Source organism: Ignavibacteriales bacterium (genome assembly GCA_020635255.1).
Taxonomy (GTDB): Bacteria; Bacteroidota; Ignavibacteria; order Tepidaquicellales; family Tepidaquicellaceae; genus JAEYVS01.
In genome coordinates this window covers 43,277-67,793 of sequence record JACKAC010000002.1, presented here as the reverse complement: position 1 = coordinate 67,793, position 24,517 = coordinate 43,277, and the positions used below count along the sequence as shown (strand labels likewise).

Annotated in this window: 15 protein-coding genes; 13 read left to right on the top strand and 2 right to left on the bottom strand. The window is 40.5% G+C overall.

Annotated features, from left to right (window positions below):
* The first annotated feature begins 36 nt into the window (after positions 1–36).
* The 5 genes from H6614_08115 (at position 37) to H6614_08095 (ending at position 4,763) form a co-directional block, all read left to right on the top strand.
* Positions 37–1,404 (top strand): hypothetical protein, encoded by a 1,368-nt coding sequence (locus H6614_08115; protein ID MCB9243621.1) that lies wholly within the window; start codon positions 37–39, stop codon positions 1,402–1,404.
* A 109-nt stretch (positions 1,405–1,513) separates the two neighbouring features.
* Positions 1,514–2,191, top strand: coding sequence for a response regulator transcription factor (locus tag H6614_08110; protein ID MCB9243620.1), 678 nt, complete (start codon positions 1,514–1,516; stop codon positions 2,189–2,191).
* Positions 2,188–3,438 (top strand): HAMP domain-containing histidine kinase, encoded by a 1,251-nt coding sequence (locus tag H6614_08105; GenBank protein MCB9243619.1) that lies wholly within the window; start codon positions 2,188–2,190, stop codon positions 3,436–3,438. The genes H6614_08110 and H6614_08105 overlap by 4 nt, the downstream gene beginning before the upstream one ends.
* A gap of 68 nt (positions 3,439–3,506) precedes the next feature.
* Complete coding sequence (locus tag H6614_08100) at positions 3,507–3,968, top strand: PepSY-like domain-containing protein (GenBank protein MCB9243618.1); 462 nt, start codon at positions 3,507–3,509, stop codon at positions 3,966–3,968.
* Between the two features lie 48 nt (positions 3,969–4,016).
* Positions 4,017–4,763: a hypothetical protein gene (locus H6614_08095; GenBank protein ID MCB9243617.1), complete on the top strand. Its 747-nt coding sequence runs from the start codon at positions 4,017–4,019 to the stop codon at positions 4,761–4,763.
* Positions 4,764–4,779: 16 nt separating this feature from the next.
* Here H6614_08095 and H6614_08090 read toward each other — a convergent pair whose 3' ends face one another.
* Positions 4,780–6,240 carry a hypothetical protein gene (locus H6614_08090; protein ID MCB9243616.1) on the bottom strand — a complete coding sequence of 487 codons (1,461 nt, stop codon included), beginning with the start codon at positions 6,238–6,240 and terminating at the stop codon, positions 4,780–4,782.
* 211 nt (positions 6,241–6,451) lie between these two features.
* Between H6614_08090 and H6614_08085 the strand changes: the two genes are divergently transcribed.
* From H6614_08085 to H6614_08070, 4 genes are all read left to right on the top strand, one after another.
* Entirely contained in the window at positions 6,452–6,652 is a 201-nt protein-coding gene (locus H6614_08085) for a hypothetical protein (GenBank protein ID MCB9243615.1), read from the top strand.
* A 34-nt stretch (positions 6,653–6,686) separates the two neighbouring features.
* Positions 6,687–8,552 carry a T9SS type A sorting domain-containing protein gene (locus tag H6614_08080; protein MCB9243614.1) on the top strand — a complete coding sequence of 622 codons (1,866 nt, stop codon included), beginning with the start codon at positions 6,687–6,689 and terminating at the stop codon, positions 8,550–8,552.
* Between the two features lie 23 nt (positions 8,553–8,575).
* Entirely contained in the window at positions 8,576–10,456 is a 1,881-nt protein-coding gene (locus H6614_08075; GenBank protein ID MCB9243613.1) for a T9SS type A sorting domain-containing protein, read from the top strand.
* A 92-nt stretch (positions 10,457–10,548) separates the two neighbouring features.
* On the top strand, positions 10,549–13,665 hold the full coding sequence (locus H6614_08070; protein MCB9243612.1) for a T9SS type A sorting domain-containing protein: 3,117 nt from the start codon (positions 10,549–10,551) through the stop codon (positions 13,663–13,665).
* Between the two features lie 50 nt (positions 13,666–13,715).
* On the opposite strand, the gene H6614_08065 is transcribed toward H6614_08070, so the two are convergent.
* On the bottom strand, positions 13,716–15,176 hold the full coding sequence (locus H6614_08065; protein MCB9243611.1) for a hypothetical protein: 1,461 nt from the start codon (positions 15,174–15,176) through the stop codon (positions 13,716–13,718).
* A gap of 159 nt (positions 15,177–15,335) precedes the next feature.
* Here H6614_08065 and H6614_08060 point away from each other — a divergent pair, with 159 nt between their 5' ends.
* From H6614_08060 to H6614_08045, 4 genes are all read left to right on the top strand, one after another.
* Positions 15,336–15,545: a hypothetical protein gene (locus tag H6614_08060; GenBank protein MCB9243610.1), complete on the top strand. Its 210-nt coding sequence runs from the start codon at positions 15,336–15,338 to the stop codon at positions 15,543–15,545.
* Between the two features lie 2 nt (positions 15,546–15,547).
* A complete protein-coding gene (locus tag H6614_08055; GenBank protein MCB9243609.1) occupies positions 15,548–18,373 on the top strand; it encodes a T9SS type A sorting domain-containing protein in 2,826 nt (941 codons plus the stop codon).
* 74 nt (positions 18,374–18,447) lie between these two features.
* Entirely contained in the window at positions 18,448–21,570 is a 3,123-nt protein-coding gene (locus H6614_08050) for a T9SS type A sorting domain-containing protein (protein ID MCB9243608.1), read from the top strand.
* Between the two features lie 75 nt (positions 21,571–21,645).
* The gene (locus H6614_08045; protein ID MCB9243607.1) at positions 21,646–24,468 is read left to right on the top strand and encodes a T9SS type A sorting domain-containing protein; all 2,823 of its coding nucleotides are present in this window, start codon (positions 21,646–21,648) and stop codon (positions 24,466–24,468) included.
* The last annotated feature ends 49 nt before the right edge of the window (positions 24,469–24,517 follow it).

The window sequence follows — 24,517 nt, the reverse complement described above, 5'->3', positions numbered from 1 at the left end:
GTTTTATCAAAAGAAAATTACTATTTTAACTATACTATGACAGAAAAGTATACAAAAAAATTATTAAAGCTTTATGAAAGTTTATTATACTCGAAGAGAACAGACATAAGTCTTCTGTTTACAGACAAACCTTACTTAAATTTTGTCGATGAACTAATTAAATTTAAAGACTTTTCAGATATATATAATTGGGAGATTGCTCACTATGTTATTTCAAAGCATTGTCTTAAATATAAAAATGAAAAAATAAAAAAAAATAGAAACGATTTACTTCTAAAACTAATAAGGGACTTAAAAAGAAATTTTTCAAAATTTCGCAAATTGCATTTAATTATAGTTCCGCTACCATCATTAAGTTTAAACAGTTTAATAAGCTTTAAAAATATTACCTTTATTCCAAGCAATTTCACATTAGATCAGAAACTTGAAACAATTAAGAATTTGTCAGAAAGCACAAATGAGAATGTACTTTTTTTTGCAAATCATACTTCAAAAACGAGATCTCCAGATTTTTTTGAATATAGTTTAATGTGTATCCAATATATCGACTACAATGAATTTATGAGACTTAGGGTTGATGAAGTTGTTAAGGTTTACGTATACTTATTACGAAGTCTTTACTTCTCAGAGATACTAGAGCATAATATTAACGACTACAAAATCAATTTATTTGTTCAACCTGTTACGCAAAAATATTTAAAAAAAAATAGTCATGTTGCAATATTTGGAAAAACTAATGAAGTGCAATTCCATAAGGTATTAAGTTTTTCAACCAAATGTTATTTTAATATTGACTGGCTGGAAAATCCAATTTACCAAAGAAAATACTTAAATCTAATTAAGAAATATTCTGAAGTAAACAATGACTTCGAGCAATTATTTTTAAATTCTCTAATAATCCTTAACAAAGCATATGACCAAAAAATGTTGAACGAACATTCCTTATGTTTACTCCTATTAATGACATCTTTAGAAAACCTATTAGCCCTAAATAAAAATGAAAAAAGACTAAGAATTGCAACACTGGCTCCCAAACTTGTATCAATCAAAAAATCAAAAATGTCGCGTTTCTCTTTAGTGTTAAGTCACATGTATTTGCAGAGGAATAACTTTGTTCATAGTGGTAAGGAAGTTAATTTTTATAATAATATTTCAGACAGACTAGAAAGCCCTTTTGAAAAATATCTTCTCCCAAGCTTTATCATTGCCTCCAAACTAATTGTTTCGTTTCCAAAGCATATCAATAAGTTAAGAAAACTCTCTTTTGGAAAAAATTTTTATAAAGAGTGGGAAAAATATCTGGATGATATGTTTTCAAAAGCACTATTCGGAGCTTCTAAACTTGAACCAACTAAAAAGAAAATTGAATCTATAGATTCCTATTTAGATAGCTTGTTTAAATAATAGATGGAGAAAACAACTTGATAATCGACCTAGTTCAGCTAACAAAGGGCAAACTCAATATGATAACAAGTACAGAATTTCTTTAGATTGTTTGTGTTAAATTATAATTATGAAGATATTAATAGTAGAAGATGAGCCCGAACTTCTGGATTCCATCGAGAGGTATCTGAGCGAGGAAGGCAATATTTGCGAGGCATCTAATAATTATAAAGATGCATCCGAAAAGGTATGTATGTACGAATATGACTGTGCATTAGTGGATATTATGCTTCCGGACGGAAGCGGATTAGACCTTATAGACATGTTGAAAAGGGAGCAGTCAAAATGCGGGATAATAGTAATCTCTGCCAAAAATTCATTAAACGATAAGATCACCGGGCTGGACCTGGGAGCGGATGATTACATTACAAAGCCATTTTACATGTCGGAACTTAATTCAAGAGTGAAATCGGTAATAAGAAGGCGGGTATTCGATGGCAATAAGTCGGTATCTTTTAATGAAATAAAAATACTGCCGGATGAGAAAAAGGTTTTTGTGAGGGATTCGGAGGTAAGCCTTACGAAAAAGGAGTTCGATATATTGTTGTATCTGATCTCAAATACAAACCGTGTGCTCACAAAGGAATCAATTGCGGAACACATCTGGGGAGACTTTGCCGAGTCTTACGATAATTTCGATTTTGTATATACACATCTCAAAAATCTCAGGAAAAAGCTTTCGGACGCAGGTTGCAAGGACTACATAAAATCAATTTACGGTACGGGGTATAAACTCTCCGAAGAATGAAACTTATAAATAAAATAAGCATAAAGTTTTTCTTCGTAACACTGTTACTATTTATCTTATTTGGTTTTGTGACGCTTTATGTCATAAAGGGAGCTATCGAATCTGAAATAGACGAGGAGCTTGCCACCACGAGTGAAGCCGTAGTGCAGAACATTAAGAATGAGAAGAGCGTCGTCTTCGAGCCGTTCATAGAAATAAATAAAATGGATAAACCGGGTGAAGATTACCATACATATAAGGACACTTTATTACCGGATGAAGATAATGAAGCGGAACAGTACAGGGAATTAATAAGCTATAGAAACATAAACGGGTCATACTACAAAATAACTGTCAGAACTTCATCCCTGGAACAGGACGATCTCTTCGATTCACTTTTGACAGTTTTCTTAATCCTTACCCCGCTTCTTCTCATATCGCTTTACTTCGTTAACAGGAGCACGGCGAAACAGGAACTAAGACCTTTTTACAGAAATCTAGAGAAACTAAAATCCTTTTCATTAAAAGAGGAAAAAGGATTTCAACTCGAACGGACAACTGTTAAGGAATTTAAGGATCTTAATGAAACATTAGAGGAGCTCATTTCCAGAGCTGTTTCCGAATACAAGCTGATAATTGAATCATCGGAAAATCTTTCGCATGAGCTTCAAACTCCCATCGCCGTAATAAAGTCAAAACTCGAGCTTTTGATCCAGAATGAAGAATTAGATCCGGAAACAGCCGGATTAATTAATTCTATAGAGAACCAGATAAACCGGCTTTCAAAGATAAACCGGTCGCTTATTTTATTGATGAAGCTCGAGAACAAGGAAATGTTCGAAACAGAAAGTGTCAACCTAAACGAGCTGATAGAGAAGCACCTGGAATTTTCAGAAGACATTATTAAGAAAAAGAGTTTATCCGTTAATAAAAATGAAAACGACCCATTAATAATAAACATGAACAGAGCGCTTGCCGATATATTGATCGGTAACCTTATCTCAAATTCATGCAAACACAATTATGAAGGCGGACAAATAGAAATAGAAACGAGCAATAATCACCTGGTCATAAAGAATACAGGAAATCAACCCGCTACAGATACCGGCAATTTTTTCAACCGTTTCGGGAAAGATGACAAGGCTTCAGACAGTGTCGGATTGGGACTATCGATCGTCAAGCAAATATGTAATTTCTATAACTTTAGCATTAGTTATATCTATTCCGACCCTTTTCATACCATAAGAATAAATTTCATTTCGCAATAGCACAAATTTCCTTCAGATTCTCCGGTTAATTTTATACAGGTATTTAATTAATCAAAGAGGATATTATAATGAAGATCAAACTTTTAATTCTCGCAATCGTTTTGTTTCCTTTAACGCTGTCGGCACAGGATGTTCCGTCTAACGTAAAAGAAAAGGCAAAGTCAATGTACCCAAATACGAGCATCAAGTGGGACGTCGATGGACCGGGTAAATATGAAGCCGAATTAACGGACAATGGTGTTACAATGTCCCTGCTATTCGATGATAACGCAACACTGCTTGCAACCGAGACTAAGATGGACGTTAGCGGGCTTCCGCAAAAGGTTCAGGACTATATAGCGTCAAATTATAAAGACATGAAGATCACCGAAGCGGCTAAGATCGTGGATAACAACGGAAATACAACCTATGAGGCAGAGGTATTCGATGGTAAAAAACATAAGGACGTTCTATTCGACAGCAACGGCAACCCGCTAAGGGGCAAAGGCGATAAGGATGATGATGATGAAGATGAAGACGACGGGGATTAATAAATTCCCGTCACTCCCCTTTTTTGAAAAATTACTTATTACAAGACAATGGACAGATTGAATAAAGTTGCGAAGATAACGGTATACTTCTGGATAATGAAAGTATTCGCAACGACACTGGGGGAAATCGCCGGAGATCATCTATCGATGACTTCCGACATAGGATACAGTGTGAGTTTAGCTATAACGATGGGTTTGTTTGTGTTGGTGGTCTCGATACAGTTATCAGTTAATAGATTGTACACGGCTCTTTACTGGCTCGTTATAGTAGGTTCGACGACAGCGGGTACAGAGGTTTCCGATTTTATGGACAGGACACTGGGATTAGGTTACGCCTGGGGATCGCTCATACTCTTTTCATTATTGATGCTTGTCTTATACCTATGGCACTTTCGTGAAAAGGGTATAAGAGTATATCCAATCACCGAAAGAAGAATCGAACTATACTACTGGATAGCAATATTGATCTCGAACAGCCTGGGAACAGCATTCGGAGACTATTTAACAGATAACATGGAACTCAGCTATTTAGCAGGAGCAAGTGTAACAGCAGCGATAATAATTATTGTGGTACTTCTACATTATTATACAAAGATAAATGAGATACTATTATTCTGGATCGCATTTATTTTCACCCGTCCGTTCGGAGCAACGTTCGGAGACCTTCTTACAAAGCCTTTATCAAAGGGCGGTCTCGAACTTGGAACCGGAGCGGCGGCAATAGTAACAGCAGTATTGCTTTCGTTAATAATTGTATATACGAGTATGAAAGATAAAAACGTAAAGATAGTTTAATTGAAGGGCAGTCAGGTTATTTCTGCAGTTCTTTGATCTTTTTAATAAACCATGCGCGGAATGGCAGGACGTCGATTTCCTCAGCTTTTTTTAGAAGGAGGTCGGCGTTTTTTGTCTTTACGGCGGAACGGATCTTTAATAGAGAATTATAAATATCGATGAAGTTTTTATATTGACGCAGAAAACTTTGAGAATAATCTTTAGTGTGTTTGACATAGTGCTTGTAAGTATCTATAAGGTATTCTGCCTGGTCAAATAATTCCAGCTCGTAATACGTCAAAAGAAGGAGATTTTTAACATCGATCTTATAAGTAAACATATCGAATTGTATTTTTGAAGTATGTTCGAGAGCTTTTTCAAAATTACCCCTTTCAAATTCCAGGCGCCCCAGTGAAAAGCTTTTCATGCTTGCCCTATGTTGAGGCAGAAGCTTAGGAATACAATCCTCAATAAACGTTTCAAGCCAGTTAAACTCTTTCACTTTAAGAGCAGCATTAACAGTATTTCTGAATCTTATAATTTCATAAGTCATATTGTCGTCAGGTGTCAATGCATTTTCATCCTTGATCTGCTTGCATATTTCAAACTTCTCCCGTCGAAACGAGGTATCACCATGACGATCTCGTGTTGTACAGAAAGCATAAAAATCTTCTAAAATAAAATGCTTCTCAAAACGCGAGTATTTCTCTTTGTGTTCGTTAAATACCTTCCTTGCCTTATAAAATGCATCCACATCTTGGTAATCCGAATAAAAACGAAGGGTATAATAATATAACTCCAGCAACCAGAGGTACGGATATTTCCTCTTGCGCAGACCCGAAATAATCTTTTCCAGGTCGAGAACATCCCGGACCTCCTCAACCAGCGGATTATCCATAGAAAATTTAAACATCCTATCAACCTTTGTTCCATAGTTAAGGCTTTTGATGAACATAACAAGGAAAAATAATGTGTTATATTCAGCGGTTTTTCCCATCAATGGAATTGCTTTGTCAAACTGGTTGAATTTTAAAAAATAACTATACTTGAATGTTGTGATCGTTTCCTTATCCTTGAATGTCCTCAGACGGTTAAACGGCAATTTATCGATCTTCTTTTCAAGAGCGTTTAATGTGTTGTAAAATTGCTTAAAATTTTCTCTATAGAAGTATTCTTTAGATAACGTCAGATCAACTTCAAAGGAATCTTTTTTAAATCCTTCGTAAACCATAAACTGCTCGGCAAGCCGTGTAAGGGCGGTAGCAACATTCTTTAATTTCATCTCGTTGTACTTCTCTCCGGGAAAAAGTTTTTTAAAAACGCGCTTTCTATCAAGTTCAGGTGAGTCGAAATCCGGGTAGTGGTCTTTTAGAATGGAGTAGAGCCCGTCAGTATTCCTGCCAGTGCTGAAATATGGCGAGGCAACGAATTTTTCGAAATCTCTGATCTCATCCGGAGAAAAAGTCTTCAGGATCTGTATGAGTTTACTGCTATTCATCAGATATTCATCGGGAATTTGGGAGATAAAATTTGAAACTAAATATACCGCAGTGAACCAAAAGTTAAAAGGATAAAGTTAGAATAGGGCTTAAAATCGCTATTTTTGGCATTTCCGTGTAATAATCGCCATGAAACTTTTGAAAAAAGTTTCTTTGGGAAGAAGGGTAAGGCGGGATAAATTTGTGTAAAGAAAATTTAAAAAGATGAACATGAGAACAAGAATCAAAAAAGAACTGAATATTCTCAACCGAATGATAACAGAGACAAACGGCGACATCATGAAGATGATAAACCTGTCGGCTGAAGCGGAAATGATGCTGAGAAAGAAAAATATTTCCGAATATGAAGCCGAGGTAATGGAGACTAAGCTCTTTAAAATTATCGCGGGCACAGAGAAAACAGATCATTAGAATAATAAATTTAAAAACAAATAATAAAAAGAAGATGAAAACAGCAAAAACAATTATGACGGTGTTCCTGATGCTAGTGAGCGGTATTACAATGGCGCAAACCGGGAAATGGTTTCCGGTCCCGGGAGCAAATCTGAACGGCAATGTTAATACAATCGCTTTCAACGGAGATACACTTTATGTAGGGGGCAGTTTTACAATGGCCGGTGGTATCACTGCTAACCATGTAGCCAAATGGGATGGTTCAACCTGGTCCACAATTGGAACGGGATTTGACGGCAGAGTCTTAACATTTCTATTCGACGGAGGTTATATATATGCAGGAGGCAACTTTAACCAGGCAGGAGGGATCACTGCAAATAATATTGCAAGATGGAATGGGACAAGCTGGGATACCCTTGGATCGGGATTTAATAATTCTATCTGGGGTATCACAACAGACGGGACTTATATTTACGCCGGAGGGAGCTTTACTACAGCCGGGGGAAGCCCGATAAAGGGAATTGCGAAATGGGACGGTACAAGCTGGTCCTCCGTCAATTCAAACATTACTTACCCTTCTTGTTTAACTCAATCAGGCAGTGATCTGTATGTGGGAGGGACATTCGGATCCCCGGGAAGCCGTATAACAAAATGGGACGGCACAAGCTGGTCTGGGTTGGGAACCGGGGTAAATTTTCCAGTTGGTGCCATAGAGATAGCAGGGAATGATCTATATGCGGGAGGAAACTTCACAATGGCAGGCGGAAACCCGGCAAACAAGATAGCAAAATGGGATGGAACAAACTGGTCAGCCCTTGGCTCGGGATTAAATAATTATGTACATGCAATAGAAACATTCGGGTATAACATCTATGCAGGAGGCGAATTTACCACAGCCGGCGGGAACCCGGCAAACCACATAGCCAGGTGGGACGGCACAAGCTGGGACAGTCTTGGCTCAGGGTTTGAAAGCGTGGTAAATGTTCTCGTTTATCATAAAAACTGTCTTTACGCGGGAGGCGAATTTACCATGTCCGGCGGAGATACCGTGAATTATCTAGCCCGTTACGTCTTTGCGCCAACTTCACCATATGGTCTTTCATCCAGTTTGGCGGGTATGGGTGGAGTGACCTTAACCTGGTCAGATAGTTCAGACTATGAGGATGGGTTCGTAATAGAAAGAAAATATGACACCGATACGAACTGGACAGTAGTAGATACTACAGGTGCAGGCATTGCAATGTACACCGACTCTGGATTAGCCTCCGGAACATACCAGTATAGAGTGTATTCATTTAATGAAGGCGGTAACTCCAGTTATTCAGATACTACAATGGCAAATATACCGGTTCCTCCGTTACCGCCTCATAGTTTATCTCTAAATGTATTAGATACAGGTATAGTAAAACTAACGTGGGCAGACAGCTCAAATAGTGAGGATGGCTTTGTACTCGAGAGAAAAGATAATGTAGATACGAACTGGACGGCAATAGATTCTTTAGAAGCGGATTCAGTAACATACACTGACTCAGGATTAACCGTAGGAAGGACATATGAATGGAGAGTATATGCATTTAATGCAGGCGGTAACTCAGGATATTCAAATGTTGTATCATCACTGATAACTGGTATAGCGGGAAACAGTTCGCTACCCGATAAATACGCACTATACAGCAACTATCCAAACCCATTCAATCCAAGCACAAAGATAAAGTTCGACATACCGAAGAGCGGTATTGTGAAACTGACTATCTATGACATACTGGGCAGGCAGGTAAGCACGCTGATAAACAGTGAACTCACAGCAGGCAGATATGAAATGGAGTGGAATGCGGGCAGTTATTCGAGCGGGATATATTTTTACAGGATCGAAGCGGACGGATTTGTCGAGACGAGAAGAATGATGCTAATAAAATAAAACAAAATACAGATTAAAATAAAATGAAAACAGCAAAAATAATTATAACAGTGTTCCTGATGCTAATGAGCGGTGTCACTATGGCGCAAAACGGAAAGTGGTTTCCGGTCGGACCACCGGGAATGAGCAGCGGTGTATATGCCATGGCTTTTAACGGAGATACACTTTACGTGGGGGGCGCATTTACAACAGCAGGCGGAAATTCCGCAAAACGTATAGCCAGGTGGGATGGTACAAACTGGACCACCCTGAGTACAGGATTCGATGGTACGATCCTTGCGCTGGAAGTAAGCGGAGGGGTATTATATGCGGGAGGCGGCTTTTCACAGGCAGGCGGTCATACTATTCTAGGTATAGCTAAATGGGACGGAACGGACTGGGACAGCCTGGGCTCAGGGTTAGACGGAGGTGTCCGAACTATCGCAGTTGATGGGAACGACCTCTACATTGGAGGATCATTTACTACAGTTGGTGGGATCACTGCGAAAGGCATAGCCAGGTGGAATGGGACAAGCTGGAGTAACTTAGGCACAGCAGATCATCATGACAACCATAATATCGCCCTATTAGGCGGTAACATATATATAGTAGGAACCTTCCCCAATCCGGGAGGCTACACAGGAGTATGGAACGGGGCAAGCTGGGCTTCGCTCGGGTCAGGGGTCAATAGTGATGCATATGTAGCAGAGGTAATGGGTAATGACCTATATGTAGGGGGCGTCTTTGTTACAGCAGGAGGAAACACAGCAAAAAGAATAGCTAAATGGGACGGAACAAACTGGAGCAATTTAGGCGGGGGAGTAAGTGGTCCTGCAGCGCAAACAGTACAAGGACTAGAAACGGTCGGAAATTACCTTTATGTGGGAGGCTCCTTTACAACAGCAGGCGGTGTAACGGCAAATAACATAGCCAGGTGGGACGGAACAGAGTGGGACAGCCTGGAGGCAGGTGTTAATGGCCGGGTGAGGGTTATAGTTTACCATAAGAATAATCTTTATGTTGGCGGTGATTTTACAACGGCAGGCGGAGTAACTGCTAACCGTGTTGCCCGATATGTCTTCGCGCCAACCTCGCCTTATGGTCTTACATCCAGTGTGCCGGGTACGGGTACAGTTAGCTTAAACTGGGCAGACAGCTCGGACTATGAAGACGGGTTCGTAATAGAAAGAAAAGATGATACCGATACTAACTGGACAGTAATAGATACTACCGGGGCAGGTATTGTAATGTACAATGACTCGGGGTTAACCTCCGGAACATACCAGTATAGAGTTTATTCATTTAATGAAGGCGGTAACTCCGGTTATTCCGATACTGCAATGGCAAATATACCGGTTCCTCCTTTACCGCCTCATAGTTTATCTCTAAATGTACTCGATACCGGTATAGTAAAACTAACATGGGCAGACAGCTCGAGCAACGAAGATGGCTTTGTACTCGAGAGGAAAGATAATATAGATACAAACTGGACAACAATAGATTCTTTAAAAGCGGACTCAGTAACATACACTGATACCGGATTAACCGTGGGAAGGACATATGAGTGGAGAGTGTATGCATATAACGCCGGCGGTAATTCGGGATATTCAAACGTAGTGTCCTCATTAATAACAGGTATAACAGGAAACGGCTCTCTTCCCGATAAATATGCACTGTACAATAACTACCCAAATCCATTCAATCCAAGCACAAAGATAAAGTTCGACATACCGAAAAGCGGTATAGTGAAGCTGACTATCTATGACATACTGGGCAGGCAGGTAAGCACACTTGTGAATAATGAACTCACAGCAGGAAGGTATGAAATGGAATGGAATGCAGGAAGCTATTCGAGCGGGATATATTTTTACAGGATCGAAGCGGATGGCTTTACAGAGGTAAAGAGAATGATGCTGGTTAAGTAATTCTTAACCCCCCGCCTCTACGAGGCACCCCCCTTTGGAAAAAGGGGGGATATGTGAAAAAGTTTAAAGCTTAAAGTTAAAAGGAAAATAAAATGAAAAAGGTCACAACAACAGTATTTTCACTAGTCTTGCTTCTTATTATGATGTATGGAAACGCAAGCGCACAGCTGACGGGTACTAAGACCATTCCCGGCACATACGCTAGCATAAAACTCGCCGTAGACGACCTCAATGCCAACGGTGTCGGCACAGGTGGAGTAACATTCAATATCACACCCGGTTACACGGAGACCATACCAATGGGCGGACTTATAATAGACATAGCAGCGAACCTGCCGACGTCTGGAAACCCCGTGGTGTTCCAGAGGAATGGCGCGGGAACAAATCCCGTCATCCAGACAGATACGAACGGTTCGGGGGTATTGTCATCGTCAGGCGCCGATTGGAATGGTGACGCCATACTCAAACTGGTAGGCACGGATTACATCACAATTAACAATATAGATTTCATAGAAAACTATACCGGGGGTAACCAGACGCTTCAAACCGAGAGCGGAATACGTCTGCTAAGAAAATCTTCCACCGACGGATGCAAGAATGTGCAAATAACGGGATGTACTATTCAACAGCAGCAGAATGATCAGTACTCAGCCTGCATATCATCTTTAAACAGAGACCTGGCAGGCGGTATAACAAACCCGACAACGATCGAAGGGAGACACGAGAATGTATCTATACAGGGCTGTACTATGAATAACAGCAGGTATGGCATTTTTTGTCTTGGTTATAACGCGCCGTCACCTTATGACCTGTATGACCATTTCTTTGACATAGGAGGCACGACCGGAAATACTATAATCAATATCGGAACAGGTCTTATTAACGGTGGAGGAACATCCGGTCATCGGGGAATATCTGTTTTATATCAGGACAGTTTGATAATCAGTAATAACACTATAAGGGTCAATACCGGCACAAGCGGCGCTTCGCCTTATCCTATATTTTTAGGGACAGGGTTGAATTCATCGGCTACAGTAAATAATAATGACATGTCCGATACATTAGGCGGCAGTACCACATCTAGTTTTGGAATATTCTGCGATTATGGTAAAGACGGGGTAAATAATACAGTAAATATCACTAACAATAAGATCCATGACTGCCGGTATGACGGCGCGACTTTAGCTCCAACAAATGCTTCTATATACATACAGACGAATCCTTACACACTAAATATAACCGGGAATACGATCAGGGATAATTATTTAGGAAACGGAAGTTCGACAGCTACAGGCAGCATGTACGGAATTTATATGTCATCGTCAAACACAAACTTTGGCTCGTCATACACAGTCTCTAACAATACCATCAAAAACCTTCGGCGGAACCAATCCACCCCGGGAAATGGAAATACATATTGTATTTATGTGAACGGCGGCGCTTATAATTATGAAGTAAGCAATAATACTGTGGACAGTATTTTCTCGACTGCGTCCACCGGCAGCATGATGGGGATAGCATGCGCGTACACATCACCGGGAATGATCAGCATACATGATAATACTATAGGCAATTTAATAAAAGAATCGGGTACGACAGGAAGTATCTATGGAATCTATAATAATAATAATACAGATACTTTAGAAGTGTACAATAATGAAGTGTTTAACCTTTATAATAACGCAACGACGGGATTATTATACGGATACTATAACTCAGGAATTCTCTCGGAAGGTTACGAAGATGTATACAATAACAAGATCCATGATCTAACAAATAACAGCAGTAATGTTTGTATAGGAATGAATATGAAAAACAATAATACTGCCAATACTCAGGAGAAAAATGTTTATGGAAACCTGGTTTACAATATCATAAATGACAGCATAGGCCAGACCGGTGGAATACAACTCGCTAAACCCGGCGTGGCCAATATATCCGCCAACCGTATATTTAATATTATTACCAGAAAAGGTTCTTCTGTTACATACGGTTTATATTTTAACGGTGCAAGTAATTCGAACTGCAACATATATAACAATATGATAAGCGAGATCTATGCTCCCGTGCAAAACACCACTTTGGGTGTGATAGGACTGGTAATAGAAAACAGCGATACTGTAAACCTGTCTTATAATACTATTTATATGGACAGCAGTTCTACAGGCGCGAATTCGGGCAACATTGCTTTGTATATTTCCGGGTTTAGTAATTCGACATTGAAGAATAATATTGTGATCAATAAGTTCACCCCTTCGGGCGGCGGACAAACGATAGCCATATTTAAGGACCCGGGTGTAACGTATAATGCGGCTTCAAACAATAATAATATTTATGTACCGGCAGGGGCATCGAACTTCTATTATTGTGACGGCAGCAATTTCCACTCTACATTTGCGGCATTCCAGACTGCTGTATCACCTGCGGATACGAATTCGTTTTCGGAGAACAGTCCTTTTAAAAATGTATCCACAAGTCCGTATGACCTGGACATGAAGACAACCATCCCTACACTATGTGACGGCGGGGCAATACCGGTAGCGGGAATAACTACGGACATACACGGCACAACGAGGAATGTATCGACTCCTGACGTTGGCGCGGATGAATTTGAGCTAAAAAATCCGGTAACGGCAGCTCCGACACTAGTATATCCAGCAAATAATGCTGTGCTGGTGGAGGTAAACCCGCTGATGAACTGGGACGAAGTGACAAATGCAACTATATATCACATACAAATTTCCACTGATTCCACATTTGGAAGCTCACTAGTGGATGTGGATACTCTTACATCATCGGAACTCCAGCTGGGCAATAACTTTCTTGCAATCAATACAAAATATTACTGGAGAGTGAGCGGAAAGAATCCTGTGGGCGAAGGTCCTTTCTCATCTGTATGGAATTTTACAACAGGTGTAACAAACATCGAACCAACATCATTACCGGTGGTATATGAGCTTTACCAGAACTACCCGAATCCCTTCAATCCAAGCACAAAGATAAAGTTTGACATACCGAAGTCAGGGTTTGTTTCGCTGAAGGTATATGATATCACAGGCAGAGAGGTTAGTACTCTGGTAAACAGCGAGCTGGCAACAGGAAGGTATGAATTTGAGTGGAATGGTGGACAGTTTGCAAGCGGAGTGTATTTCTTCCGAATAACAGCCGGCGATTTCGTGAAGGTTCAGAAAATGATACTGGTAAAGTGATAGAATTCAATACGAACAATCCTCTTAAATCCCCTTATCAAGGGGATTTTTTATTTTTGGAGCTCTTTGATCTTTATTAAGAACCATTTGCGGGATGGCAGGACATCGATGCCCTCAGCTTTTTTCAGAAGGAGGTCGATGTCTTTAGTATTTCCGGTTGTGCGGACCTTGAATAAAGAATTATAAATATCTATGAAATTTTTAAATGGACGCAGAAATTTTTGAGAATAGTCTTTAGTGTATTTGATATATTGCTTGTAAGCAGCTATAAGGGACTCTGCCTGGTCAAACAACTCCAGCTCGTAATATGTCAAAAGAAGGAGATTTTTTACATCGAGCTTATAAGTAAACATATCGTATTGTATTTTTGAAGTAAGGTCGAGAGCTTTTTCAAAATTACCCCTTTCAAATTCCAGCCTTGCCAGTGAAAAGTTTTTCATGCTTTTCCTGTGCTGCGGCAGAAGCAACGGTACACAATCATTAATAAACTCTTCAAGCCAATCAAATTCCCTCACTTTAAGGGCAGAATAAACGGTATTTCTGAACTTAATTATCTCATAAGTCATATTATCGTCAGGTGTCAATGCATTTTCATCCTTGGTCTGTTTGCATATTTCAAATTCGTCCCGGTAAAACGAGGTATCACCATGACGACCCCGTACTATACAAAAAGCACCAAGATCCTCTAAAATAAAATGTTTCTCAAAACGTGAGTATTTTTCTATATGCTCGTTAAATACCTTCCTTGCCTTATAAAAAGCATCCACATCTTCATAATTCGAAGAAAACCGAAGAGCATAATAATATAACTCGATCAACCAGAGGTATGGATATTTCCTCTTACGCAGACCTGCAATAATCTTTTTCAGGTCAAGTACATCACGGACCTCATCCACAAGCGGATTATGTATGGAATTCTTAAATAGACCATCAACCTTTTCCCTATAGATAAGACTTTTGATGAACATAATAAGGAAAGATAATGTACCGTATTCAGCTGTTTTGCCCATTAATGGAATCGCCCTGTCAAATTGGTTGAATCTTAAATAATAACTATACTTGTATGTTGTGATCGTTTCTTTATCCTTGAATGTCCTCATGCGGTTAAACGGCAATTTATCGATCTTCTTCTCAAGAGCGTTTAGAGTACTGTAGAATTGTTTAAAATTTTCTCTAAAGAAGTAATCTTTAGACAACATTAACTCTGTTTCAAAGGAGTCTTTTTTAAATCTTTCGTAAACCGCAAACTGCTCGGCAAGTTTTACCAGGGCAGAGGTTACGTTTTTAAATTTCTTTTCGTTGAATTTTTCTCCGGGGAAAAGTTTTTTAAAAACGAGTGTCCTATCCAACTCAGGTGAATCGAAGTCCGGGTAATAATTTTTCAGAATATTGAACAGTCCATCAGCATTCCTTCCTGTACTAAAGTAAGGTGAATTAACAAATTTTCCGAGCTCATTGATCTCCTTAGGCGAGAAAGTCTGCAGGATCTGTACGATTTTGCTGTTTTCCATTTGAGACTAATATACCTGAACAATTAAAATTTTTAAAGGATAAAGGTGGATTCCTGCTTAATTTTGCTGTTTTTGGCAAATTTCATTGGGATTTCCATTTGAGACTTTTGAAAAAAATCTTTTTGAAGGAGCGGACTATTGTGAATATTTTGGATACAAATGAAAAACAAAAAACTAATGGAAAAAGTAACACACAAACTTGAAGAGTTGAACAGCCTTATAAAGGTGATGAACTCGGAAGTGGTAAAGATGATAAATATATCAGCAGAGACAGAGCTATCGATGAGGAAGAACGATGCGCAGAAACTGGCAGGGGCAGAAAAAAAGATAGAAGAAATTTTAAAAAAGCATATAAACAAGGAAGATTAAAAATGGAAAAGACCACAACAACAATAATTTCACTAGCCTTGCTTCTAATTATGATGTATGGAAATGCAAACGCTCAGCTGACGGGTACAAAGACCATTCCCGGCACCTACGCAAGCATAAAGCTCGCTATAGACGACCTTAACGCTAACGGGGTTGGCACGGGCGGAGTTACATTCGATATCGCGCCCGGCTACACGGAGACCATACCAATGGGCGGACTTATAATCGACATCACAGCGAACCAGCCCACGTCCGGAAACCCGGTAGTCTTCCGGAGGAGCGGGGCGGGAACAAATCCCCTGATACAGACAGACGTTAACGGTTCGGGGGTATTGTCAGGAGCCGGTTTTGGAGTACGTAAAGACGCTATTCTCTGGTTGGTAGGAACGGATTACATTACAACCAATAATATTGACTTTGCTGAGCAGTACACAGGGGGATCACAGGTACTAAAAACAGAGTATGGGATAGTTTTAATGCGTAAGAGCAGTACGGACGGCTGCAAGCATGTTACTATAACCGGCTGTACTATCCGGATGCAGCAGTCAGATGTACAATCAACCTGTATAGTATCATTAAACAGAGACCTGGCAGGAAATACCACAAACCCCACAACTACCGGGGGAAGACACGAAAGCATTTCCATACAGGGCTGTATGTTGGATAACAGTTTCAATGGAATGTATTTTACGGGTTATGCTGATTCCGCCCCATACGACCTCTATGACCACTTTTATAATATAGGGGGGATCACAGGGAATATTTTGACAAATATAGGTTCAGGTTTAGTGAATTCTACTAATAATTCTAGTACAAAATACGGGATCTATTGTTCACTTCAGGATAGTGTAACTGTCAGTAATAATACAATTAGAGTAAACAGCGAATCGAATAATTCACAGGTCTACGGAATAAATTTGACAGTAGGCATAAACTCATCGGCGACCATAGATAACAATGACATTTCCGATACCTGCGGGGGGACAACACAAACTCACAGTGCAATATACTGCAGGCTTGGAGAGAGCGGAGTCGATAATACTGTAAATATAACTAACAATACTATTCATGACTGCACGTATGATGGCGTGACTAGCGCTAACAACTATTACATATATATTCGGAACGCTCCATACACTTCAAATGTAACGGGAAATATGATCCGGGATAACTCTGTCGGGAACGGAACTTCGACAGCCACAGGAGGGATCAATGGTATTTATAAATCGCTTCCCTCAAATAATTTATATGGAGCATCATTTACTATATCAAACAACACAATCAAGAACAACAGACGAAATCAATCTACTCCCGGTACCGGAGAATTTTTTTGTATAAATATGGAAGGTCCAAATTACAATACTGAAATTAGCAACAATGTGATCGACAGCATATTTAATCCCACCGGGGATGGCGCATTAGGAGGCATCTTTTCAGTAAACGAAGCGGATGGGAAGATTAACATACACGGCAACACAATAAGCGGCTTATTTAAAGAATCCACTGATGAAACATCGTTGTGTGGAATCCAACACATTGGTGATACGGATACAATAGAGATCTACGATAATAATATTTTTAATATATACAATACTACCGGTGATTGCGATGTATTCGGTATTTACAGCAGGGGTGACCAGACCGGCGGATATGAAAGTATATACGATAATAATATTCATGATATTGTAGGTACGGGCATAAGACATGTGGTCGGTGTGTATATACAAGCGGAAGCCACAAACAATGCGGCAATAAAGAATATAACAGGAAATAGCATTTATAATATTATGAATGACAGCACAGGACAGACCGGGGGAATACAACTCTCCGGACCAAGTATGGCTAATATATCCGCAAACCGTATACATAATATTATTAATAGAATAGGGTCCTCTACTGCATTCGGAGTATATTTTGAAGGTTCAAATAGTTCGAACGGCAATATATATAACAATATGATAAGCGAGATCTATGCTCCGGCGCAAAATACTCCTTTAGGTGTGCTCGGTCTTATAATAGAGGGGTGCGATACTGTAAACCTTTCGTATAATACCATTTACCTGGATAGCAGCTCTATAGGTGCGAATTCAGGTAACTTTGCTTTGTATATTGGCGGGTCGAGTAACGCGACATTGAAGAATAATATTGTGGTCAATAAGTTCACACCTACAGGCAGCGGACAAACAATTGCCATATATAAGGAAGCAGGTGTAACATATAATGCGGCTTCAAACAATAATAATATCTTTGTCCCGGCAGGGGCATCGAATTTCTATTACTTTGACGGCAGTAATTTTCACTCTACATTTGCCGGATTCCAGACAGCTGTCTCTCCCGCGGGAACGAACTCGTTTTCAGAGAACAGTCCGTTTATGAACGTATCTACACATCCGTATGATCTGGATATGGACTCTACTCAATCGACACTCTGTGAAGGCGGGGCAGTGCCAATCCCGGGTATTACGACCGACATTCACGGCACAACAAGGAATCCCTCGACACCGGATGTTGGAGCGGATGAGTTTGATCAGGTCATAACCAATATCGAACCAACATCATCACCGACAGTATATGAGCTTTACCAGAACTACCCTAACCCGTTCAACCCATCGACAAAGATAAAATTCGACATACCGAAAGCAGGCTTTGTATCTCTGAAGATATATGACATTACGGGCAGAGAAGTGAGTACTCTGGTAAACAGCGAGCTGGCAACAGGAAGGTATGAGTTTGAGTGGAACGGTGCGCAATTCGCGAGCGGAGTATATTTTTTCAGGATTAATGCAGGCGACTTTGTGAAGGTTCAGAAAATGATGCTGATCAAATAAGTCGAAGACTGTTTGAGTAGTCCCGCTTTAGCGGTGACTGGTAAAATAAAATTGAAACTATAACATAATAAAAAATGAAAAGGATCATAACGACAATATTAGCGCTTGCCCTGCTTCTGACGATGACACAGAGCAAAGCAAACGCACAGCTGACGGGTACAAAGACGATTCCCGGCACATACGCGAGCATAAAGCTCGCGATAGACGACCTCAACGCAAACGGAGTTGGCACCGGTGGAGTTACATTCAATATCGCGCCCGGTTATACGGAGACTATACCGATGGGCGGACTTATAATAGACATTACAGCGAATCAGCCCACGTCCGGAAACCCGGTGGTCTTTCAGAGGAGCGGTACGGGAACAAACCCCCTGATCCAGACAGATACTAACGGTTCGGGGATAATATTGACAACAGGTTTTGGAGACCGTAAGGACGCTATACTCTGGCTTGTAGGAACGGATTATATTACAATCAATAACATCGATTTTGCAGAGCAGTACACCGGCGGTTCGCAGACTTTGAAAACAGAGTATGGGATAGAAATGGTGCGAAAGAATAGTACGGACGGGTGCAAGCATGTTACCATAACCGGCTGTACGATCCGGATGCAGCAGTCTGATTTCCAATCAACCTGTATTGTATCAATAAACAGAAACCTGGCAGGAAATATCACAAACCCGACAACTATCGGTGGAAGACACGAAAGCATCTCGGTGCAGGGCTGTACGTTAAATAATAGTTTCAATGGGATGTATTTTACGGGTTATAATGATTCTGCCCCATACGACCTCTATGACCATTTTTATAATATAGGGGGGATTACAGGGAATACTTTGATCAATATAGGTTCACGTTTAATTAGTAATAATAATGCTTCTTCAAAATATGGGATCTATTGTCAATTTCATGATAGTGTAACTGTCAGCAATAATATTGTCAGAGTAAGTACCGGACCAAGTAATTCTCCGGTCTATGGAATATATTTGACAGTAGGCACAAACTCCTCGGCGACCATTGATAACAATGACATCTCTGATACCCTCGGCACTACATTTACACTCAATCACTATGCAATATATGCAGGAATTGGTGAAAACGGAACCAATAATACTGTAAATATAACCAACAATACTATTCATGACTGCAGATATGACGGAGCTTCAGGAGGTGCAAACTATTATATCTATATTGCGAACAATCCATACAATGTAAATGTAACGGGAAACACGATCCGGGATAATTACGTCGGCAATGGAACTTCGACAGCTACGGGAAATATGTACGGGATTTACAGGTCATCGGCAAACACAAACTTTGGTTCGTCCTTCACTGTCGCAAGCAACACTATCAAAAATCTGCGTAGGAACCAATCTGCGCCGGGATCTGGATTAGATTATGGTATCTATGTGCTAGGCGGCGCTTATAATTATGAAGTAAGTAATAACACCGTGGACAGTATTTTCTCGACTACATCCAGCAGCGATATGGCAGGGATAGTATGCTCATACACGTCACCCGGATTAACCGACATACATGATAATACTGTAGGCAACCTGTACAAATTAACATCTACGGGAGGTTCATTAATGGGAATTTCTACACTCATTAACAACACGGATTCGATGGCAGTATATAATAATACCGTATTTAATCTCTATCACCATGCAGGTTCCGGATCAACAATAGGTTATTACACAAGCAGTCAGGCGGCAACAGGATTCGGAAATATATATAACAACGTCGTGCATGATATTCATGCTACAAGCGTTTACCTTTGTATGGGAATTTACACCAGTTCCGCCCCGGGTACCTGCAGAAAGAGTTTTTATGGCAACAGGATATATAATATAACAAATGACAGTACCGGTACCTCAATGGGTATCAATGCTCAATTTAGTGATATAGGTGGTTCTGTATATAGCAACCGGGTCTATGGAATTTCCAGTATGAAGAACAGCGTGGGAGCGGCAGTATACGGAATGCAAATTTACGGAATATCAACCGATTCAAGGTTTGATATTTATAATAATATGGTAAGTGAGCTTTATGCTCCTTTGAGTAACTGGAATACTGGAGTAATAGGGCTACTTGTAAACTGCGTAGATACTACGAACATTTCATACAACACAATATATATTGATAGCAGCTCGACAGGTTCAAATGCCGGCTGTTATGCTCTCTACATAGCCGGAGCAAAAGTAACCTTCAGGAATAATATCATTATTAATAAATTTACTCCCTCAGATACAGGGTCAAGTATAGGGATATATAAGGTCTCCTCGACGGTATATGATCCTGCGTCTAACAACAATAACTTATATGTACCCGCAGGCGCGTCGAATTACTTTTACTATGACGGAACAAGCTTGTATTCGACATTTACAGCATTCCAGACGGCTGTGTCTCCTGCGGAGACCAATTCCTTCGCAGAAGATAGTCCGTTTATGAACGTATCTACTCATCCGTACGACCTGGATATGAAAACGACCGTCCCGACATTATGCGACAGCGGCGCCATACCTATACCCGGCATCACAACTGATATACACGGTACAATGAGGAATGCTGTAGCACCGGACGTAGGAGCAGATGAATTCGACGGTATTCCGCCGGTTACGAGCGCTCCGGTGCTAGTATATCCAGCAAATAATGCTGTGCTGGTAGAGGTAAACCCGCTGATGAACTGGGATGACGTGACAAATGCAACTATGTATCACATTCAGCTCTCGGCCGATTCTACATTTGGAAGTACGCTCGTGGATACGGATACTCTTACGTCATCAGAACTCCAACTGGGCAATAACTTCCTCGCCATCAATACAAAATATTACTGGAGAGTGAGCGGAAAGAATCCTGTGGGCGAAGGTCCCTTCTCATCGATATGGAATTTCACTACTGGTGTAACGAACATCGAACCTTCTTCATTACCGGTGGTATATGAGCTATACCAAAATTACCCTAACCCGTTCAACCCAACAACAAAAATAAAGTTCGACATACCGAAAGCAGGCTTTGTTTCGCTGAAGGTTTATGACGTAACAGGCAGAGAAGTGAGCACTCTGGTAAACAGCGAGCTGGCAACAGGAAGGTATGAGTTTGAATGGAACGGCGGGCAGTTTGCGAGCGGAGTGTACTTCTTCCGAATCAATGCCGGCGACTTCGTGAAGGTTCAGAAAATGATGCTAATCAAATAAGTCGAAGACTGTTTGAGTAGTCCCGCTTTAGCGGTGACTGGTAAAATAAAATGAAATTATAACAATAATAATAAAATGAAAAAGATCACAACAACAGTATTTTCACTAGTCTTGCTTCTTACTATGATGTATGGCAATGCAAATGCACAGCTGACCGGTACCAAGACCATTCCCGGCACATACGCGAGCATAAAGCTCGCGATAGACGACCTCAACACTAACGGGGTTGGAACGGGAGGAGTTACATTCGATATCGCGCCCGGTTATACGGAGACTATACCAATGGGCGGACTTATAATAGACATCACAGCAAACCAGCCGGCAGCCGGCAGACCGGTGGTCTTCCGGAGGAGCGGCGCGGGAGCAAATCCCCTTATTCAGACAGACACGAACGGTTCGGGCGTAATATCAAATGCCGGTTTTGGAGTACGTAAAGATGCTATGCTCTGGCTGGTAGGAACGGATTACATTACTATCAATAATATTGATTTTGCGGAGCAGTACACAGGGGGATCACAGACTCTGAAAACCGAGTATGGGATAGAAATGGTGCGAAAGAGCAGTACGGACGGCTGCAAGCATGTTACTGTAAACGGCTGTACTATACAGCAGCAGCAGTCAGATTTTGAATCAACCTGTATCACATCAATAAACAAAAACCTGGCGGGAAATACCACGAATCCCACAACTATCGGCGGAAGACATGAAAGCATTTCCGTGCAGGGCTGTACGTTAAATAATAGTTTCAATGGAATGTATTTTATGGGTTATGGTGCATCTGCTCCATATGACCTCTATGACCATTTTTATAATATAGGCGGGATCACAGGGAATACTTTGACAAATATCGGCGCAGGTTTAGTTAATAGCCCTAACTCAAAATATGGGATCTATTTTTTATACCATGATAGTGTAACTGTCAGTAATAATACAATCAGAGTAAATAGCGGATCGAATATGCTGTCAGAGACCCATGGAATACATTTGTCAGTAGGCATAAATTCCTCGGCAACTATTAGTAGCAACGACATCTCAGATACCTGCGGAGGGACTACGCAAATCCACAGTGCAATATATTGCAGGCTTGGAGAGAGCGGAGTCGATAATACTGTAAATATAACTAACAATACTATTCATGACTGCACGTATGATGGCGTGACCAACGCTAACAACTATTACATATATATTCGGAACGATCCATACACTGCAAATGTAACGGGAAATATGATCCGGGATAACTCTGTCGGGAACGGAAGTTCGACAGCCACAGGAAGAATGTATGGTATTTACAGGTCAGCGGCAAACACAGAGCCAGGCTCGTCATTCACGGTCGCAAACAATACTATCAAAAATCTGCGTAGAAACCAATCTACACCGGCAGGCGGATTAGATTATTGTATCTATGTGGAAGGCGGCGCTTATAATTATGAAGTAAGCAATAACACTGTGGACAGTATATTATCGACTACATCTACCGGGGACATGGCAGGGATAGTATGTTCATACACATCCCCCGGATTAACCAGCATACATGATAATAATATAGCTAACCTGTATAAACTTACTTCGACATCTGGCACGATGTATGGAATTGCTACCATAACTAACAACACTGATTCAATAGAAATATATAATAACAACTTATCCAATATGTATCACCAGGCAGTTTCCGGTATAACAATGGGTATTTCCAAGGGCAGTAATGCGACCGAGGGATTTGGGAAGATATATAACAACGTCGCACATGATATTCATATTAAAAGCAGCAATTTTTGCGTGGGGATATACGCCACCTCCTTCGAAGGTACCTGCATTCAAACCATTTATGACAACAAGGTATATAATATAACTAATGACAGTACCGGATCCATATTCGGTCTCAGCGCTCAAAATATTGATATAGGTGTAATACACAGCAACTGGGTCTATGGTATTTCCGGCAATGGGAGCGACACGATGAACTCTGCCGCATCCGGAATGTATATTTCCGCAGCATCGTTCACGTCTAACCTTGACGTATATAACAATATGATAAGTGAGATATATGGTCCTTTGAGTAATTCGAATAATGGAGTACTAGGGTTAATAGTAAGCGGCGGAGATACGACAAACATTTCATACAACACAATATATATAGACAGCAGCTCGTCAGGTTCAAATACAGGAGGGTGTGCCCTGTACATAACCGGAAAAAAAGCAACGTTAAAGAATAATATCATTATTAACAAATTCACTCATGCGGGTACAAGATCAACTATAGGCATCTATAAGTATCCCACAACGGTATATGATTCCTTATCTAATAACAATAACGTGTATGTACCCACAGGCGCGTCGAATTATTTTTATCATGACGGTATAACGGGTTATGCAGCTTTTAGCGGTTTTCAGACAACGGTAGCTCCTGCCGAGAATAACTCCTTCACAGAGGACAGTCCATTCATGAACGTAGTATCGCATCCGTATGACCTGGATATAAATCCCTCCATACCTACACTCTGCGATGGCAGGGCAATTCCGATAACGGGAATAACGACGGACATTCACGGTACAACAAGGAATCTCTCGACACCGGACGTTGGAGCGGATGAATTCGACCAGGTTATAACAGGAATCGAGCCAGGTTCAGCCCCAATATCATATGAGCTGTACCAGAATTACCCGAATCCGTTCAATCCATCGACGAAGATAAAATTCGACATACCCAAGGCGGGCTTTGTTTCGCTGAAGATATATGACATTACAGGCAGGGAAGTAACGACATTAGTAAACAGGGATCTCGAAGCATCCCGATATGAAGTAGAATGGAACGGGTCACAGTTCGCGAGCGGAGTGTACTTCTTACGAATCAATGCGGGTGACTTCGTGAAGGTTCAGAAAATGATGCTAATCAAATAAGTCGAAGACTGTTTGAGTAGTCCCGCTTTAGCGGTGATTGGTAAAATAA